Annotated in this window: 14 protein-coding genes; 7 read left to right on the top strand and 7 right to left on the bottom strand. The window is 45.5% G+C overall.

The window, feature by feature from the left end; translation table 11 throughout:
- Positions 1 to 27 precede the first annotated feature (27 nt).
- Positions 28 to 1,515, top strand: a complete 1,488-nt coding sequence (locus AC5O63_RS03195) for a nucleoside hydrolase (RefSeq protein WP_494503897.1) — start codon at positions 28 to 30, stop codon at positions 1,513 to 1,515.
- Positions 1,516 to 1,569: 54 nt separating this feature from the next.
- Here the strand turns inward: AC5O63_RS03195 and AC5O63_RS03190 are convergent, their stop codons facing one another.
- The 3 genes from AC5O63_RS03190 to AC5O63_RS03180 are packed head-to-tail and all read right to left on the bottom strand — an operon-like array spanning position 1,570 to position 4,932.
- Entirely contained in the window at positions 1,570 to 2,802 is a 1,233-nt protein-coding gene (locus AC5O63_RS03190) for an ABC transporter substrate-binding protein (RefSeq protein ID WP_494503896.1), read from the bottom strand.
- Complete coding sequence (locus AC5O63_RS03185; protein WP_494503895.1) at positions 2,799 to 4,235, bottom strand: ATP-binding protein; 1,437 nt, start codon at positions 4,233 to 4,235, stop codon at positions 2,799 to 2,801. Before AC5O63_RS03185 ends, AC5O63_RS03190 begins: the two co-directional genes overlap by 4 nt.
- Positions 4,225 to 4,932, bottom strand: a complete 708-nt coding sequence (locus AC5O63_RS03180) for a response regulator transcription factor (protein ID WP_367938590.1) — start codon at positions 4,930 to 4,932, stop codon at positions 4,225 to 4,227. Before AC5O63_RS03180 ends, AC5O63_RS03185 begins: the two co-directional genes overlap by 11 nt.
- A gap of 241 nt (positions 4,933 to 5,173) precedes the next feature.
- On the opposite strand from AC5O63_RS03180, the gene ptsG reads away from it, so the two are divergent.
- Positions 5,174 to 6,616, top strand: coding sequence for a glucose-specific PTS transporter subunit IIBC (gene ptsG, locus AC5O63_RS03175; RefSeq protein WP_494503894.1), 1,443 nt, complete (start codon positions 5,174 to 5,176; stop codon positions 6,614 to 6,616).
- Between the two features lie 82 nt (positions 6,617 to 6,698).
- Here the strand turns inward: ptsG and AC5O63_RS03170 are convergent, their stop codons facing one another.
- Positions 6,699 to 8,213 carry an aldehyde dehydrogenase (NADP(+)) gene (locus AC5O63_RS03170; protein ID WP_494503893.1) on the bottom strand — a complete coding sequence of 505 codons (1,515 nt, stop codon included), beginning with the start codon at positions 8,211 to 8,213 and terminating at the stop codon, positions 6,699 to 6,701.
- 33 nt (positions 8,214 to 8,246) lie between these two features.
- Positions 8,247 to 9,248, bottom strand: coding sequence for a 4-hydroxyproline epimerase (locus AC5O63_RS03165; protein WP_494503892.1), 1,002 nt, complete (start codon positions 9,246 to 9,248; stop codon positions 8,247 to 8,249).
- Between the two features lie 111 nt (positions 9,249 to 9,359).
- On the opposite strand from AC5O63_RS03165, the gene AC5O63_RS03160 reads away from it, so the two are divergent.
- From AC5O63_RS03160 to AC5O63_RS03150, 3 genes are all read left to right on the top strand, one after another.
- A complete protein-coding gene (locus AC5O63_RS03160) occupies positions 9,360 to 10,625 on the top strand; it encodes an NAD(P)/FAD-dependent oxidoreductase (RefSeq protein ID WP_494503891.1) in 1,266 nt (421 codons plus the stop codon).
- Between the two features lie 86 nt (positions 10,626 to 10,711).
- Positions 10,712 to 11,677 carry a bifunctional Delta(1)-pyrroline-2-carboxylate/Delta(1)-piperideine-2-carboxylate reductase gene (gene lhpI / locus AC5O63_RS03155; protein WP_494503890.1) on the top strand — a complete coding sequence of 322 codons (966 nt, stop codon included), beginning with the start codon at positions 10,712 to 10,714 and terminating at the stop codon, positions 11,675 to 11,677.
- 76 nt (positions 11,678 to 11,753) lie between these two features.
- A complete protein-coding gene (locus tag AC5O63_RS03150; RefSeq protein ID WP_494503889.1) occupies positions 11,754 to 12,668 on the top strand; it encodes a dihydrodipicolinate synthase family protein in 915 nt (304 codons plus the stop codon).
- Positions 12,669 to 12,702: 34 nt separating this feature from the next.
- On the opposite strand, the gene AC5O63_RS03145 is transcribed toward AC5O63_RS03150, so the two are convergent.
- Complete coding sequence (locus tag AC5O63_RS03145; protein ID WP_486796290.1) at positions 12,703 to 13,587, bottom strand: helix-turn-helix domain-containing protein; 885 nt, start codon at positions 13,585 to 13,587, stop codon at positions 12,703 to 12,705.
- 174 nt (positions 13,588 to 13,761) lie between these two features.
- On the opposite strand from AC5O63_RS03145, the gene AC5O63_RS03140 reads away from it, so the two are divergent.
- Positions 13,762 to 14,961, top strand: coding sequence for a sugar efflux transporter (locus AC5O63_RS03140; protein ID WP_494503888.1), 1,200 nt, complete (start codon positions 13,762 to 13,764; stop codon positions 14,959 to 14,961).
- A gap of 234 nt (positions 14,962 to 15,195) precedes the next feature.
- Positions 15,196 to 17,655 carry a bifunctional diguanylate cyclase/phosphodiesterase gene (locus AC5O63_RS03135; RefSeq protein WP_494503887.1) on the top strand — a complete coding sequence of 820 codons (2,460 nt, stop codon included), beginning with the start codon at positions 15,196 to 15,198 and terminating at the stop codon, positions 17,653 to 17,655.
- On the opposite strand, the gene AC5O63_RS03130 is transcribed toward AC5O63_RS03135, so the two are convergent.
- Positions 17,652 to 18,206, bottom strand: a complete 555-nt coding sequence (locus AC5O63_RS03130; RefSeq protein ID WP_494503886.1) for a nucleotidyltransferase family protein — start codon at positions 18,204 to 18,206, stop codon at positions 17,652 to 17,654. The two genes, AC5O63_RS03135 and AC5O63_RS03130, sit on opposite strands and share 4 nt — an antisense overlap.
- Positions 18,207 to 18,251 lie beyond the last annotated feature (45 nt).

The raw sequence follows: 18,251 nt of genomic DNA, 5'->3' as shown, positions 1-18,251 counted from the left end.
TAATAAACAGAAAGCAAAGGAGAGTCTATGCAAGGTCTTGATTCTAAAGACTTCTTAATGCAGCCTCAAAAACGTACATGGATAGATACGGATATTACCGTCGACCACTACAATGGGTTAATCCCTTGTGACGTTGATGACGGGTACGCGTTAGGTGTTTTATTCCGCAGTCAAGAAGTCGATATTGTTGGTTTGAGCTCAACGCTTGGTAATACTGATGATATTGACGTGACGACGGAGATTGCGACTCAGTTTACCGCCAAATTTGGGCCAACCAGTTTGAGGGTATCGAAAGGAAGTCCCGTTTTCTATTCTGAAGCGCAAGACAAAGAGTTGCCAGAAGCCGTCAACAATCTCGCTCAAGAGTTAAAACAAGGCCCATTGACCATTCTTGCTATCGGAGCGTTGACCAACATAGCCTTACTTATCAAACACTTTCCCGAGTTGGTCGCGAACATTGAAGAAGTTGTCTGTGTTGCTGGGCGTCGAAATACAGACCAACATTTCGTAGCGAGTAAGAGGCAGTTGCGACCTTTCAGAGATCTTAACTTCGAAGTCGATGAAGCGGCGTTTAACGTACTGTTAAACAGTGACGTACAACTCACACTTATTCCGTTTGAAGTCTGTGATGATATTTGGATTGATTTCCATGAATTGAGGGAAATGCGCAACGGCAGTTCACTGGCGGAGTACTTAGAAAAAGAGTCGCGTATTTGGGCACTTGAATGGGCGGCGCTATTTGGATCAAGCCAAGGGTTCATTCCTTTCGATATGGTTGCTGCGGCTTATGTGATTAACCCTGAGTGGTTTGCTTTAAAGCAATGGCATACTCAGGTTCAAGTTGCTCCAAGTGACACCGATAGAGGTGAAACCAAGGAATACCTAGTCTGCAATGAACAGCTAACCACGGGCAAATTGGTGAACTACGCAGTGGAGTTGTCACCTAGTGCTGAGCCTGAGCTATTTAAACGTCTTACGGAGCAGGATATCAGTAGTTTTATACTGGGTTTATCTCACGTTAACATCATTGTTGAAGATGTTGACAGTGCCGCAGAGTACTATCACAGAGTACTGGGTTTTGAGCGAGCGATCGATGATCAAGGCCAGAAGATGGATTATCGCAATGTTTCAATGGCGGAGTTCAATCAAGATGCTGGGCTATCAGATCAAGATGTTGAGCTGGATGTGCTTTTCCTTAAACACCCTTACGCTTCGATCTATTTGGAACTGATGCGTTATCACAAGCCGATAGGTCAATCAGAAATCCCGCCTCAACCAAGAACCTATGACCTAGGTGGCCCGCGACATATAGCTCTCGAAGTCTCCAACTGCACAGCGGTGTTTAGATACCTTAAGCAGCAAGAAGGCGTGGCGATGATTGATCCGTCTGAAGATTATCATCCTGAGAAGCTAGATGGTTTCCCGATTTCGTTTTTCTACTGGATTGACAAGTATGGTGTGCAGTGGGAAATGGAAGAAGGGCGCCGCGTCGGTGTCGCTAGAGGGATCATGTAAACCTTGTTAGCAATATGAAGCAGTCATTGGCGACTGCTTCACTTACTCCATCATCTAATTGCTTTCTGCGATAGCAATAATGCGTTTTATCACCGTATCTGGCTCAAGATCTTTGTCGCGATAGAAACGGAAAATGGCTGAGTTGATCGCTTGCTGAGCCACTGGATTAACCGCCATCGAATCAATCATACTCGGCACGACTTTGTTATTGGTTATTCCGACTTGGAAATCCTGATATGACTGTATCTGACAAGGATTGAAGTCACTGATATCAATATCTTCTCGAACGGGAATAGAGCCTTTTATCTGATTAAAATCACGTTGAAAGTCTTTATCTGCCAGAATATCAGCAGCATGATTGGCTTGAGAGGAGCTGAAGGATTTGCTCGCCATAAAGATAAGGCTATCCATGTTAAACAGGAATACGCCGTCACTTTCTGGGGTGGCGTAGCAACCGACATCATTGGGGACATCGATGTTGTTCGCCATTAACTCACCTAATATCCAGTCACCGCCGAGTTGGAACAGAGCTTGGTCTGAAGCCAGCGCGCGGGTTGCAGAATCCCATTTGGTGTCTGGTAACGAGTTTTCTACCAGTAAGCTAATTCGTCTTAGTTGCCGGAGCGCGAGCCTCAAAGGTTCACTGTCGATACTCTCTTTTTGTAGCTCAACCATGGCTTTGGTGTAAAATTCGACTCCACCCGTTGATATAACTAGGTTTTCAAACAACATAGCGATTTGCCACGGCTGCTCACCGACCGCAAGTGGGCTAATGCCATTTCGTTTGGCCAGTTCCATGGTGGTGAACATTTGCTGCCACGTTTTGGGGACAGGCTGACCAAGAGAGTTAAGAAGCTTATGGTTAACCCACATCCAGTTAAGTCGGTGTAAGGTCAATGGTAAGGCTACGTAGCCATTTTGTGTTTTATTAATCTCTCTCGCGAGCGGGTACAAAGTCTCATCCCAGTGATGCTTCTGAGCAACGGAATTGACGTCATGGAGAATGCCTATTGCATCCCAAGATTTGATACTCGGTCCTTCTGTCTGAGCAAAGCTTGGTGGATTTCCCGCTAGGGCGCGTGCTTGCAGAACCGTCATGGCGCTGTCACCACCGCCACCTAATACTGGGCTTGGGGACAGTGCTAAGCCGTGGCTAGTGAGTTGTTTTTCAAGTACGTTGAGCGCCTGCTGTTCACCGTCCGATGTCCACCAATGAAGAAACTCGACGTTAGCGTAAACGGGTAACGAGAGAAGAGGGAGGGATAATAGTGATACAAGTTTGTTCATAGCGAATCTCTTGGGAAAGATAACGTAGCGCATAAACCACCAAACTGAGACCGAGATAAGGTGAGAGAGCCGCCATGCGCTTTGGCAATGCTCTGGGAAATGGTCAAGCCAAGCCCAGAGCCTTCATGCTCAGTGTTGGCGCGGAAATAGGGTTGGTAGAGCTTTTCGAATAGCTCTGGCTCTATGCCCTGACCATGATCTTCAATCCGTATATCGACATGCTCTGTCTCTTCAATCAAAGTGATTTCAGCTTTATCACCATACTTAAGCGCGTTGTCGACGAGGTTCTGAACACAGCGTTTGATAGCTAAAGGCTTACCTGCTAAGGGCTTGTCGACGTGCCCTAGGATCGTTAGGTTATCGGCTTGATGGGGAAATGAAGTAGTAATATGTTGGATCAACTCATTAAGGTTGATAGGTTCAATTTCCTCGTGGATATCTGTGTCTTTTATGCATTGAAGGGCACCTTTGACCATAAGATCAAGGTCGTTGGCGATGCGAGTAAAGCGCTCTCGTTCCATTTCATCATCAAGCATTTCGGCTCTCAGCTTCAGACAAGCAATCGGTGTCTTGAGATCATGAGAAATTGCGCCAAATAGCATTTCACGATCATTAATATGGCTATCTATTCTACGATTCATTTTGTTAAACGCTCTCACTGCCGCTTTTAACTCTTTGCTCCCTCTTTCCTTCACTTTGGGAACATCCAGCCTGCTCGACATTAAGGTCGCAGCTTTGGCGAGCTCACGAATCGGTAGTATCTCGCGTCTAACGATAAACCAAGTACAGAGCAAAAGTAGCAAAGCAGACAAACAGAGCGTTAACCACTCTCTAAGTTCGAAATAGCTAGTCTCAAGATTCACATAGGGAGCAGGTAGGACGGCAGCAAGGTAAAACCATTCATTCTCGGCTACTTCAACTTGCATCACTAGAATCGGCGGATCTAAATCCCCAAACGAGAGTGAGTAATGTGCCCAGAGTAGTGGTAGCTCATCAATGGGTAACTCGTTATTAAACACACGCAGGTTTTCTCTTTCAGTAAACTCAACGTCGATATTCGGAACGCCTTGTAACTCGCTTTTGAGCACTTGCTCGACTTGATTGACGACCAGTGTTTTAGTTTCGCTTTGAGCAATCGGTGGGACATCAATACGGTGATTGTTGAGAGAGACAAAAAAGCGCGTGCCGCCCATGTTTCTCAATTGGTTTAGGACTAAGTGGCGATATTCAGCAGGAAGAGTCTGGAAAAATGAAATCGTTGATGAGGCGCTTAACGCTAAGCTTTTAACGGTATTGGAGAGCCCTTGCTTGTCCCGCTCACTGGCATGCTGATACCAAATTAGTCCAGATAATAGCTGCGCGGCAAGAATCACCACTAACAAGAATGCGCTAGCACGAAAGGCTAATGACTGGCTGAGTGCTCTAATTTTCATAGTGGACATCCGTTGTCAGCATGTAGCCTTTGTTGCGAACTGTTAAGATCAAAGAGCGATCTTTATCTTCGAGATGGTGTCGTAGACGACTAATTTGAACGTCAATTCCTCGTTCAAACGGGTCGGCGTCTCTGCCCCATATTTCGCGCGCAATATCGTCGCGAGACAAAATAGCTTGAGCATTATTGATGAACAGACCAAGCAAGGAGAGATCTGCGCCACTAAGTTGTTTGATACTATGATTGTCTAAATGAGTCAGTTGACGTGTGACAGTATCGAGTAGCCATCCATCGAATCTCACTTTGCGGGTGAGTTTTGCCTCAGTGGTGTGTTGGCTGCGCCTTAGAATAGTCTTAATTCGTGCTAACAGTTCACGAGGGCTGAATGATTTGGTGATGTAGTCATCCGCACCCATTTCGAGTCCGGCTACGCGATCGGCTTCCTCGGTTACCGCTGTGAGCATGATGATCGGAATTTGCGAGTCACGACGAAGTTTTTGGCACAAGGTAAAGCCATCTTCACCGGGCATCATGATATCGAGAATGATCAAATCGGGTTGATTGGATTGTAATAAGCGCCACATCGCTTGGCCATTCTCAGCGCCAATGACGTCGAAGCCTGCCCGACCAAGGTAATCAGATAGGGCTTCTCTTAGCTCTAAGTTATCATCTACCACCAGTATCTGTTTGTTTTCCATTGTCATGCATCCTAGCTTGTGCGCACAAATATGATGCATTGTTGCTTACTCTTTCTCAATCGAGGATAAAGCAATTTTCAGATTTTGAAGCAACACTTTTGTAAGTCATCGCTTACAAACTGGCAGTGTTTTGTAACCTTCAACACTTCTAGACTCGATAAAATTTCCCCGACTTTACGTGAAACACAAAACCCGAGGATTCCTCGGATACTAAATGACTGACATAAGTCAGGAGGGAACCATGTTTGGAAGTTTATTTGGACAACTACAAAAAATAGGGCGGTCATTGATGCTGCCTGTGGCGGTGTTACCGGTTGCAGGCCTAATGCTCGGGATAGGTAATGCCGGATTTGCCTTTATTCCAGAATCCTTAAGTAAGATTATGCTGGCGGCGGGCGATGGCGTATTTGGCAATATGCAGCTGATGTTTGCGGTCGGCGTCGCGCTTGGGTTATCTAAAGGTAACGATGGCGCCGCTGCACTCGCTGGCTTAGTCGGCTTAATCATTATGAACGCCTCGCTCGGCATTGTTACTGGGCTTAGAGGTTTTGAAACGGATGCGACCATTATGGGCGTCAGCACTCTGCAAACTGGGGTGTTTGGCGGGGTGATCATTGGTGCCGTTGCTGCCCTGATGTATAACCGTTTCTACAATATTCGTTTACCCGAGTATCTTGGCTTTTTTGCCGGAAAGCGCTTTGTACCGATTGTCACTGGTTTAACTGCCATTGTCGTTGGTGCATTTTTGGCGTTCGCTTGGCCACCAGTAGGGCAAATGTTAGATGCATTCTCCCATTGGGCGGCATATCAGAATCCAGTTTTAGCTTGGGCTGTTTATGGGGCAGGTGAGCGCTCACTACTTCCAGTTGGTTTGCACCACATATGGAACGCACCTTTCTTCTTTGAAGTGGGTAGCTACATTGATCCTGAGACAGGCAAAGAGATCACTGGTGAGTTAACTCGCTTCTTCGCTGGAGATAAAACCGCGGGTTATCTATCTGGTGGCTTCATGTATTCAATGTGGGCACTACCCGCAGCGGCTCTCGCTATCTACCACTGTGCAACACCAGAGCGTAAGAAAATCGTCGGTGGTTTAATGATGTCGGCGGCGCTAACCTCGTGGTTAACAGGTATTACAGAACCTATCGAATTCACTTTCTTATTTGTTGCGCCAGTGCTGTACATCATTCACATCTTTTTGACTGGTATTGCCTTTGCTATTACCGCGTTCTTGGAGATCAAACACAGTACTGATTTTGCTCACGGTGCAATTCAGTTCTTCTTGTACTATCCAATGTCGACTAACGCGTGGATGTTTATCATCATAGGTCCGATTTGGGCGTGCCTATACTATGGCTTGTTCCGCTTCTTAATCGTAAAACTGGATCTCAAGACGCCGGGGCGTGAGACTGAAATTGCAGAAGTCAAAATCGCGGGCCAGCCCGATGAGATTGCGGTTGATGTGATTGCCGCCCTAGGTGGTAAAGCGAATATCAAGTCTGTTGACGCGTGTATAACCCGCTTGAGAGTGTCAGTAAAAGATATTGCCAATGTCGATGTGGAAAAGCTCAAGCAGCTCGGTGCTCACGATGTGCTAGTGATAGGTGACAGTCTGCAAGCCATCTTTGGTACTCAGTCAGATACCATTAAGTCTGAAATTCACGGAGTGCTCGCTACCTCCTGATCTTACCTTTCCCCCCTAAATCACCTGATTGGTAAGATTTTGCCAACCTCAAACGAGGTTGGCTTTTTCGTTTTACACTGATTTACTTCCCATCGACGCTCATACGTACATTTAGTGGATTAGCCGACTTGAGTGCTTGAGGCAATAACTCTTCAGGTACTGCCTGGTAAGCGACCGGTCTTAGCCAGCGTTTAATCGCTTCTGCACCGACAGAAGTACTCGCGGGCATAGTCGAAGCAGGGTAAGGGCCACCGTGTACCATGGCATAACTGACTTCGACACCCGTTGGCCAACCATTAAACACGATGCGACCTGCAACTTCTTCCAATTCAGAGAGTAACAAAGCGGCGAGCGTATGATCATCACGATCCGCTTGTATGGTCGCGGTCAGGCTACCTGCTAAGTGTTGGCTAAGTTCAAGCATATCTTGGTCGTCTTCACACAAAACGACAATGGACTGGGGGCCAAAGATCTCTTCTTGCCACTGAGGATTTGAGCGCCACTTCTCGCTGGTGGTTTCAAACAGCATTGATGGCACACCTTGTTCCGATGACGATAGTGTGCGAGTAAGACCTGTTTGCTGTGCTCTTAGCTCGCTTTGTTCCAGGTAGTTGTGCTTAATGCCAGCAGTGAGCATGGTCTGCCCTTGCTGAGCGGTAATACCTTCGCGTACGGCAGCTAGGAACTCATCGGTTGCAGTGCCTTTCGCGACAAAGACGACCGCAGGTTTGGTGCAGAACTGACCGCAGCCCATATTCATCGACATTACATACTCTTCAGCTAAAGACCTTGCGCCACTCTTCATTCGATTCGAAAGAATGAAAACAGGGTTTGAAGCGCCTAGTTCACCATAGAAAGGAATCGGTTCTGGTCTTCGCTGAGCGAGATCAAACAGGGCTCGACCTCCATGAATGGACCCCGTAAAACCAACCGCTTTAATTGCAGGGTGCGTGACCACAGATTGCCCAAGCTCGTGTGTTGTTCCTTGAAGCAGAGCAAAAACGGCTTGCGGCAAGCTTACGATGTCGAGTGCTTTTGCTATGCACTTAGCGACGATGTCACTGGTTCCAGGATGGGCTGGGTGACCTTTTACAATCACAGGGCAACCTGCCGCAAGTGCAGAAGCTGTATCGCCACCAGCGGTAGAGAAGGCGAGAGGGAAGTTAGAAGCACCAAACACGGCAACAGGGCCTAAGGCGATGTTTTGACGGCGAATATCGGGTTTAGGTAAAGGCTCGCGAGATGGATTGGCAGTATCAAATATCGCCTCTTGCCAAAGACCTCCTTCCACTACATCGGCAAAGAGACGGAGTTGAGCTGTGGTGCGGCTTAGCTCACCATTAAGCCTTGCGAGTGGGAGGGCAGACTCAAGATTTGCTCTTTCTACAATCGCTTGGCGCTCCTCTTCTAAGCAGTCGGCGATGGTCTGTAACAGTTGGCTACGTTTATTGGGAGAGGTTTGCCTATATGCTTTTGCTACTTCATGAGCAGCAGTAATCACCAGATCAACGTCTTGATCAGAATGCTCGGCGAATACCCCTTGCAGGGGCTGCTGTGTTTGAGGGTTTATGGCAGAAAAAGTAGTCGTGGTACTCATAACGGGTTCCTAGGTGTTCTTATTATTTTGAGGTTATTTCAGTTCAAAGCCGTAGGCGTAAGGGTCTTGATCATCTACCCATATGGTGTTGTGTCCTGTGACTTGAGCCCACCCTTCAATGCTTGGCAGTATGGCCGCGCGCCCGTTGACCTCGGTGATACCTTCAATACGGCCAGTGAACAAGCTGCCAATAATGCTTTCGTGGATAAAATCTTCGCCCTGTTTGAGTTTTCCTTTGGCATACCACTGCGCCATTCGTGCGCTGGTTCCTGTACCACATGGTGAGCGGTCGAGCGCTTTTTCACCGTAGAAGACGGCATTTCGTGCGGTAGATTCTGGCTGAGTCGGTGTGCCTGTCCACAAAACATGAGATACACCACATACGGTTGGATCTTTTGGGTGGATGCATTCGACGGCCTGTGACACCGCCTGCCGAACTTTAGGGCTAAGCATTAGAATTTCATCAGATGAGTAGTGTTCAAGCCCTTTATAGTTTTCTTGTGGATCAACAATGACGTAGTAATTGCCACCATAAGAAACATCAACCGTTATCTCACCCAGCCCTTCCACGTTAACGGTGACATCTTGATGGGCTAGGTAGGCAGGAACATTGTAGATCTTCACTGAGGTGACTTTCTCGCCATCGCGTTGGTAATGCACTTCAATTTGACCAGCCGGAACATCGAGGATCAATTTGCCTTCGACGCGCGGAGTAATCAAACGATGTTCTAGGGCCGATGTCACGGTACCGATCGTGCCGTGTCCACACATCGGCAGGCAGCCGCTAGTTTCGATAAACAGAATCGAAGCATCAGCATTCTCACTGCAAGGAGGAAGAACAACCGAACCAGACATCATTGCATGACCGCGAGGTTCAAACATGAGCGATTGACGGATCCAATCATAGTGCTCCAAGAAAAACTGACGTTTGTCACTCATCGTCTTGCCTTCTAAATGAGGAACACCGCCTGCTACTAGCCGGACAGGATTGCCACAGGTGTGGGCATCGATACAAAAGAAGGTTCCTTGTCTCATTTCTTGCTCCTTGAATAAGAAATTAGTTGAAGTAGTGAGAATGGATGTTATCGTGATGTTAAGTATATTTTATACAATTTTGTTTTTGAAACGTGATAAGGAGCAAAATAAATGGTGAGCAACAATTCAGCAGATTCGCAAAATATTGCAGTGATTGGTGGTGGGATAATTGGCTTGTGCATTGCTCTGAAGTTGCAACTTGAAGGTGAACACGTGACGGTTTTCGATAAGCGTGGAGCAGGGCAAGGATGCTCGAAAGGTAACGCAGGGCATTTCGCAACCGAGCAAGTTTTTCCGCTTGCTACACCAGCACTTTTGCCTCAACTGCCAAAGATGCTTCTGTCTCGTCAAAGCCCCGTCTCAATACGCATTCAAGACATTCACAAAACCACCCCTTGGATGATTCGTTTCTTACTAAATGCGAGAGATAAAACGACCAAGCAATCCACTCAAGCCTTGACTCAACTTAATCAGAACGCGATGAAAAGTTGGTTCGCGTTGCTTGAAGAAGTCGGGTTACAACACCTAATCGAGATGGACGGTTCATTGCTGACATTTGAAAGTGAGCAGTTATTTGATTCATATCGTTCTACGCTAAAAAGCTTGCGAGAACACGGGGTGGAGTGCCAAGTTTGGCAGCAAGAGAAACTGCGCGAACGAGTACGTCAACTTTCTGAATCAGTAAAGTTTGGTGTGTTTTTTCCAGATACTGGCCATAGCCTAAACCCTTATAGGCTATGCGTTGAGCTTGAATCCTCTTTTAAGTTTCGCCAAGGGGGCTGGGTAGAAGAACAAGTGGAAGAGGCATATTTTGACGGTGAGTTGGGTGTTGTCGCAACGGAAAATGAAAGCTACTCGTTTGACAAAATCGTCATTGCCACTGGCGCTGAGTCAGCCGATTTGGTTAGAAGAATTACCGGCATTAAGGTGCCACTACAAGCAGAAAGAGGTTACCACTTAATGGTGCCAGAGCTTAAAAATGCTCTCCCTTTTCCTGTCAGTTCAGCGGATAGAAAATTCATCATGACGCCTATGGAAGAGGGACTGAGGTTAGCGGGTACGGTTGAGTATGCAGGGCTGAACTCACCCCCGAATATGAAACGTGCGACCATGCTTAAAGAGTTGGCAAAAGGGCTTCTAAAGTCGGAGTTATCCTATCAGTCCGATGGTGAAAAGTGGATGGGAAACCGCCCCTCATTGCCTGATTCTTTACCTGTCATTGACAGCGTAGAAGATGGAAAAATACTGTTTGCTTTTGGCCATCAACACCTTGGTCTTACCCAAGCGGCCATCACTGCAGACCTCGTCAGTGAACTAAACCGACAGCGTGAACCATCGCTTGATATTTCACCATTTTCGCTAAGTCGCTTTTGCTAAAAATTTTTAAAATTAAATATTGTATAAAATATACCGACGTATTATGTTAACGAAAGGTTGCGGGTCGGACGAGAAAGGAACGAGAGATGATTAACTTAGACGCACAGCAAATAGTCAACTGCCTTTCGATGGTAGGGCTGATTGAGTCAATGCGACTAACCTACCAAGAGCAAGCAACTATTCCACAGCGTAACGTGATGCCTTTAGAGGAAGATAAATACGATGCGTTTGCCTTGTTACCTGCTTGGAGTGAATCGCTGATCACCGTCAAAGCTTTTACCTATTTCCCAGATAACTACATGGAAGGCAAAGACAGTTTAGCGTCAAAAATCCTCGCCTTTGATCGCTCTAATGGTGAACCACTGGCTTTGCTCGATGGCAAAGTCCTTACTTACTGGCGCACTGCTGCTGCATCTGCGCTTGCTGCGGATTATTTAGCAAAGCGTGAAGCTGAAACCTTGCTCATTTGTGGAACAGGTAATCTGGCTCCCTACATCGCTTACGCTTATTCAGCCATTCGTCCGATACGCAAAGTGCTGATTTGGGGGCGCGATGAGCAAAAAGCACGTCAAACTCTCGATACTATTTTGACGAGCAATGAGTATCAGTCGCTGCCCAACTCTCATCAGTTCACGTTAGAAGTCATTGAAGATGTCGATTCAGTACTTGATCAAGTGGATATCATTTCATGTGTCACTGGGTCAGATAAGCCTCTATTTAGTGGTGCTCTGGTTCAACCAGGAACTCATATCGATCTGATTGGTAATCACGACTCTGACAAGCGAGAATGTGACAGCACTATAGTTCAAAGGGCCAATGCGTTTGTCGATAGCAAAATTAATGTGTTGGCAGAAGCGGGTGATTTGTTGATCCCGATAGAAGAGGGAGTTTTCGCCGCCGAGAATATACGAGCAGAGTTATCTGACCTGTGTAAACAAACTCACCAAGGTCGCAGTAATGAAGAGGAAATAACCTTATATAAATCAGTAGGTAGTGCTCTTGCTGATCTTGCGGCAGTAAAGTTTGTGCTACAGGAAAAAGAGATTTTTTAACTAGGGGAAATCCCCGTTTAATTGCAGTTTCGACTGCAAATTTAAATTGCATACAATATACAAATGGAAGGTAAAGATGAACGTAGATTGGAAAGGTGTCTACCCTGCAGTAAGTACTCAGTTTCGTAAAGATCAGAGCATTGATCTCGACGCCACTCAAACTGTAATCGATAACCAAATTAACGATGGCGTTAATGGCATTATTTGCTTGGGGACGGTCGGCGAAAACTGCGCGCTGTACCCTGAAGAGAAGCGTCAGGTTCTCGCGGCAGCGAGAGAAGTGGTTGCAGATAGAGTGCCACTGATTGCGGGGACAGCAGAGTCGATAACCACTGCGGCGATTGATTACATGCAAGATGCGCAAAAAATTGGTATCGATGGCTGCATGGTGATGCCTGCAATGGTCTACCGCACATCGGATAGCGAAACAGTGGACTACTACCGTACTCTTGCGCAAGCAACGCCTGAAATGCCAATTATGATTTACAACAACCCTGTTTCCTATGGCGTCGATGTGAATCTTGATCTAATGGAACAACTTGCAGAGTGTGAAAGTATCGTTGCGGTTAAAGAGTCTACCACTGACACGCGTCGTATTACTGAACTGTACAATCGTTTCGACGACCGTTTTACCGTCTTTAGTGGCGTTGATGATATCGCTCTGGAATCTCTCATGCTTGGTGCGACGGGGTGGATCTCTGGTTTAACCAACGCATTTCCTGCTGAGTCTGTTGCTATCTATAAACTGGCAAGCCAAGGACGCTATGCTGAAGCGTTAGAAATCTACCGTTGGTTCTTACCACTGCTTCGTTTAGATACGATTCCAACTTTGGTTCAATGTATCAAACTGGCGGAACAGGTGTGTGGTCGAGGCAGCGAGCAAGTACGTGCTCCTCGTCAGAACCTAAAAGGTGAAGAGCGCGCGCAAGTGATTGCCATAGTCGAACAAGCGATTGCGACGCGTCCAGATTTGTCTAAGTACAATCTTTAAATCATGTTCCTAGCAGGGCAAGTTCCATCTTGCCCTAATTAAACCGAGCCCTAAATTGTGTGGGTGTCATCTGCTTAACGGCGCGGAACTGGCGGTTGAAATTAGAAAGGTTAGAAAAGCCCGCTTTTTCCGCGACCAACGCAATTGGAGACTGAGTACTGGCAAGCAGTTCACACGCTTTACCAATTCGAAATAGCTTTAAGTGATCGGAGAAACTGACTCCAAAGTGCTTTTCAAACAACCGATATGCCGAGCTTTCACTGATGTGGAGGGCGTGGCACACATCAGAGATTTTGATCGGTTCGTGGAAGTGCTTTTCGATGTATTGTGTGGCTCTTTCCACTTTCTGATGGGCATCCTTATCAGAGATTTGGCTAATTCGATAAGGCGTAGTAGAAAGTTTCTGAGATTCTAAATCATCCGCTAAGTGAATAAGAACTTCCATGACTTTTAAAGCTTGGTAGTGGCGCTCAAGCGATTCCGTTCCAATTAACAACTGCGCCACCTTTTGCGCCGTTTCGTCACTGAATTTGATACCAAATGCTGCTTTTTCTAGTAGAGCTTTGATATTACGTGCTTCGGGAATCGTTGACTGAAGCCTCTCAATCCAATGATGCTTAAGCCAAACGATGATTGAGCTGTGCGGTTTTTCTACACTGCTTGCAAGCTTGCCAGTAATCATATGCGGTAATCCCGGCCCATAAAGCAGAAGTGTGTTGTTATGGACTTGGCCGATTGCATCGCCTGCAAGATAATTGCCGTTAAAGACATTCTCCGGATCAAGGTAAAGGACCAACTCGTATTCAGAGTGATAGTGCCATGAGCAAGCAAACTCTTCTTTCTTTACACGACAATGAAATTCTCGCACCAACCAGTCGTAATTTGGTGCGCTGAGTACATTTTCTATAAATGGTTTCATTAATAAGCCCCTTTGTCATCGCCTAGGCTAAGCCAGATGACTTTAGCCGTCAAAAACAAAAGAGATATTGAAGGAATAGTATTAGAGGTGGCTCGAATACTATCAATTGATAGGCATCGGTTTGATTAAACTAGCGCTAAGTTAAAGACATTACATCGCACGAGTTGGCTCATCATGTACAAAGATAAAATTGCTCTATTATTTATTTTCACCGCATTTGTAACAGGCTTATGTGGTGCGTTTTTTTACCCACTTTCGAGCTTATTTATCGTCGAACAGCTTGGCGCCTCGCCAATGATGTTGAGCTTATATATGGTGCTCGCAGTGGTGAGTTCCGTTGTCGTCTCACAGCTGTTGGCTGCTCAATCTGACAAGAACTGGCAACGAAAAACGATTTTAGTTGTATCGTTGACCTGTTACTTGGTGACCGTAGTGAGCTTTATCTTTATCCGAGACTATTGGATGGGGGTCACAATAGCCACACTGTTTGGCAGCTTTGGTGGTGCGGCGTTTGGACAGCTATTCGCCATGGGGCGCGAGTACGCGGATGATAACGTTGAAGATAGCACAACATTCCTGTCGACCATGCGTGCAGGTATTGCCATTGCGTGGGTGTTCGGACCGCCTATCGCTTTTATGCTGAAAGCGACCTTTGGTTTTGGCGCGGCATTTAGTACATCTGCTGTCATTGTCGCTGTCGGTATCTTAGTGATCATGTTTTTCTTACCTTCGTGTCAAACGTCTGCCGAAGAGTTAGAAGAAGACCCGACAAAACCGAGTTCGAAAGGTAAAGGTGGCTTGATTTCGTTGTATTGCCTAGTGCTGGTTGTCGCTTTTGGCGCCAACAATCTTTATATCACCAGTATGCCTCTCTATCTTTCGCAAGAGTTACAAGTTGACCCTAACTGGTTGGGCTTTTTATTTGGTGCTGGCGCACTATGTGAGATCCCTGTGATGCTTTGGGCTGGGCGCTTGTCGGAGAAAGTAGGGACGGTAAAACTACTGCTTATGGGTATTACCAGTGGTACGCTTTTCTATGCGGTAATGCTGACCAACACAAGCTTTGAAGCCATGTTAGCCGCTCAACTATTGAATGGGTTCTTTATCGGTATTTGCGCTACATTGGGCATGGTGGTTCTGCAAGACATGATGCGAGATAGATTAGGAACAGCATCAACTTTGTTCTCCAATATGCTAAATATCAGCATGCTAGTCGCGAGCCTTTCTGTCGGCGTTGTCGGTGAACTATACAATTATTACAGCACCTTATATGTCTCTTTTGGTGGTACCTTGGCTGCGCTCATCCTATTAGTGTTGTTCAATATAAAGTTGAATAGCCGTGGCGATGAACTGAAGCAGGCAAAAGTGTCTTAATTTGGCAGAAAATGATTTGTAGGAAGAGTTGATGGTTGGCAACATTCCTTACAATACAAGATGTTATTTGCAATCTTGAGTTTGATGGAGTTCTCTTTTCTAGTTCAAAAGTTAACCAAACACTCAACTTTAGTACTGTTTTATATTGTGGGAGATAGTTTGAAGTATAGTTATTAAATATATCTATAGTATTTATGGTTGTTGGAATTGGCGTCTCTTAACGATAGAAAACTGGTGCTGTTAATTCGATATGTACCCACATTGATTGTTGCTTTGTTTGCGACTGTCATCATGTTGGTGTTTATTAGTGACAGTAAGGAAAAAGCACGCCTTAGTGTTGAATCGTTACGAAGCAATATGTTGGATCACCAAAAGCAAGTGATCTTTGAGCAAGTGGAGCAGGTTTACAACCGAGTTGTCTATCGTCAGGCACAAACGGTATCAGAGTTAAAAAATCAGGCAAAGCAAAGAGTTGATGAAGCTCATCAAATCGCCGTCAGTATCTTCCAAAATAACCCGAATAAAAGTAAATCAGAGATCAAGAAAATGATCTCTGATGCCCTCAAGCCTATTCGTTTCTACAATAATCGCGGTTACTTCTTCATCTTTCAGATGGACGGTATCAACGTAATGCACGCCCTTAAGCCGCAAATAGAAGGTAATTCGGCGTGGAATGCTGTCGATATTAAAGGCACCTACATCTTAAGAGAACATATCAAGCTGATTCAGCAGAATGACGGAGAAGCTTTTTATCGCTGGTGGTACCAAAAGCCGGGCTTCCCTGTCACGCAAGAATTTGAAAAGATAGGTTTTGGTAAAGCCTTTGAGCCGTATGACTGGTTTATAGGAACGGGTGAATACGTAGCTGATGTAGAGGGAGACGTTAAATCTGCATTGATTACAAGTATTGCTGATTACCAAACTAACCAAGAAGAAAAGGTGTTTATCTTTGATGCCGATGGCGTCATTTTAGTGCATGAAAACTCTGATTTGGTTGGAAAGAATGTTTATCAACTCGACGGTCAATTGGCTAAAGCTTGGCAGAAACTCACTCGTCGTGATTTCGCGCAAGGCGATTTCATTGAGCCTCCAACTGAACAAGTCAGCGCAACTTCCCAAATTGCCTATTTGAGACAGTTTAATCCTTGGGGCTGGTATATAGGAGCCTCGTTTCCGATCAACGAAGTTAATCGTTATATAGAGAAGCAGCAAGAGATACTTGAAGACAGCCACAACCAGCAGTTAATTAACCTCGTTCTTATTAGCTTAGCCTCAACGTTGCTCATGGTTGGACTGAGCTTTGTAGCAAGCCATATTATTGTGAAGCGTTTTGGCAAGTTCCAACAACGGATTACTGATGACTTTGAGCGTCTGGAAGAGTCCAAAAACCAAATGCAGTATATGGCGCTGCATGACCCACTAACAGGGTTATCCAACCGCTCTGCTCTGATAGAGCAAATTGAAACGGGAATCGAACAATCGAAAGATAGTCAGAAAAAGCTTGCCGTTATCTTCTTGGATTTAGATGACTTTAAAAAAGTTAACGATCTTTATGGGCACTCTGTGGGTGACAAGCTTTTAGAGTGCTTAAGTCGTAAGTTCGAATCACTGCTTGAACCTCAAGACTCAGTGGCTCGTTTCGGTGGCGATGAGTTTATTTTCTGTTTCCCAGCGTTAGACGACAAGCAGCATGCAATAGCGAAAACATCGGCAGTCAAAAGCGTGTTCGATGAGCCTTTGATCATTGATGGACGCTTACTGACAGCCGATTGCAGCATCGGTGTCAGTATGTATCCATGTGACAGTGATAGCGCAGAAACCTTAATCACCAATGCAGACATGGTTCTTTACCGTTCTAAGCAAAATAAGAAAGGCAGCATCCTTTTCTTTGATCATGAGATTAATCAACAGATCAAAGATGAGTATCAAATTGAACAACAGTTAAAACATGCGCTGCGCCGTCAGGAACTTAGCGTGGTGTATCAGCCCCAAATATGTACTGCACGCGGAGAAACGGTGGGTGTTGAAGCCTTAGTCCGATGGAATTCGAAAAAACACGGATTTGTCCCACCGGATGTCTTCATTCCTCTTGCAGAAGAGAATGGAATGATCAACGAAATAGGGCTGTTTGTGTTCAAGAAAGCCTGTGAAGATATTTGCCATTTACCGGGTAATGGCGGTGAGGGGTTAAATGTTTCTATCAATGTTTCTCCTAAACAGCTGCTGCTCGACGGATTTGTTGAAAGTCTACTTGCGATCACGGAAGAGGTGGGAATAACCACCAAGCGAATAATGCTTGAAGTAACGGAAAGTATTTTTATTCATGATTTGGAGAGAGTGACACCTATCATTGCTCGATTGCAGTCACATGGATTCAGCATTTCACTGGATGACTTTGGTACTGGCTACTCTTGCTTAAGCCATCTCAACCAGTTCACGATTGATGAGATAAAAATAGATAAGAGCTTTATCGCCAACTTGACTGATAACGCTCAGAGTAATGCGTTGATTAAAGCTATCTTGGCAATCGGAGAGACTTACCAAATTAAAGTGGTGGCAGAAGGGGTCGAAACGAAAGAGCAACACATGATGCTAAGCTCATACGGTTGCAACTGTGTCCAAGGTTATTACTTCTCTAAACCCATTCCTGTTGATGTGCTAAATGTGTGGTTGCAAGAGCGGGAACAAGCTTAGAACGTCACTTTAAGCAAGGGCCATGTTGCAAGCCAGTTTTTTCCCTCAACTCTACTCACGAATAGATTTTTTGGTCGCGCAGGGTTGTGAGATATTTTTAGGTCAAACAGTGAATCTAAGCCGAATGCAGAAACGCATTCATATTCAAGTTTATCGTTTAGTCTAATTCCTATGGCGGTTTCTTTTTCCGGCCAGTAGCCCATCGCATCAACCGAATTTCGGTATGGTGCATCTCCATTTCGAGTATGCATCAATGCTTGGTTTCTAACCTGCCAGTTTAGATTCGGCATCTGTAGTCTTAGTTGTTGTTCATATTCGAGGTAGCGGTCTGAGTTTGATTCACTGCTATCGAAATAGATGACATCAACATCATTTAAAGGTGTTGCTTCAGACTGATGGTGTAATGAATCCCACACTAAATTTCGCACAAATCCGGCTGCAATATAGCAATCAGGTAGACAGAGTTCGGAAACGCACTTTAGGGCTTGAATGCGTATAGGGTCTGCTTGAGTAAGGTCTATCAACTGCTTTTCAAGGAGCGTGTGTTGCATCGGGTACTCTCAATCAAAAAAGCCAAGTGCTAGAACACTTGGCTT

The sequence above is a fragment of the Vibrio sp. SCP2 genome (genome assembly GCF_059295395.1).
This window is presented reverse-complemented; position numbering and strand designations above follow the sequence as displayed.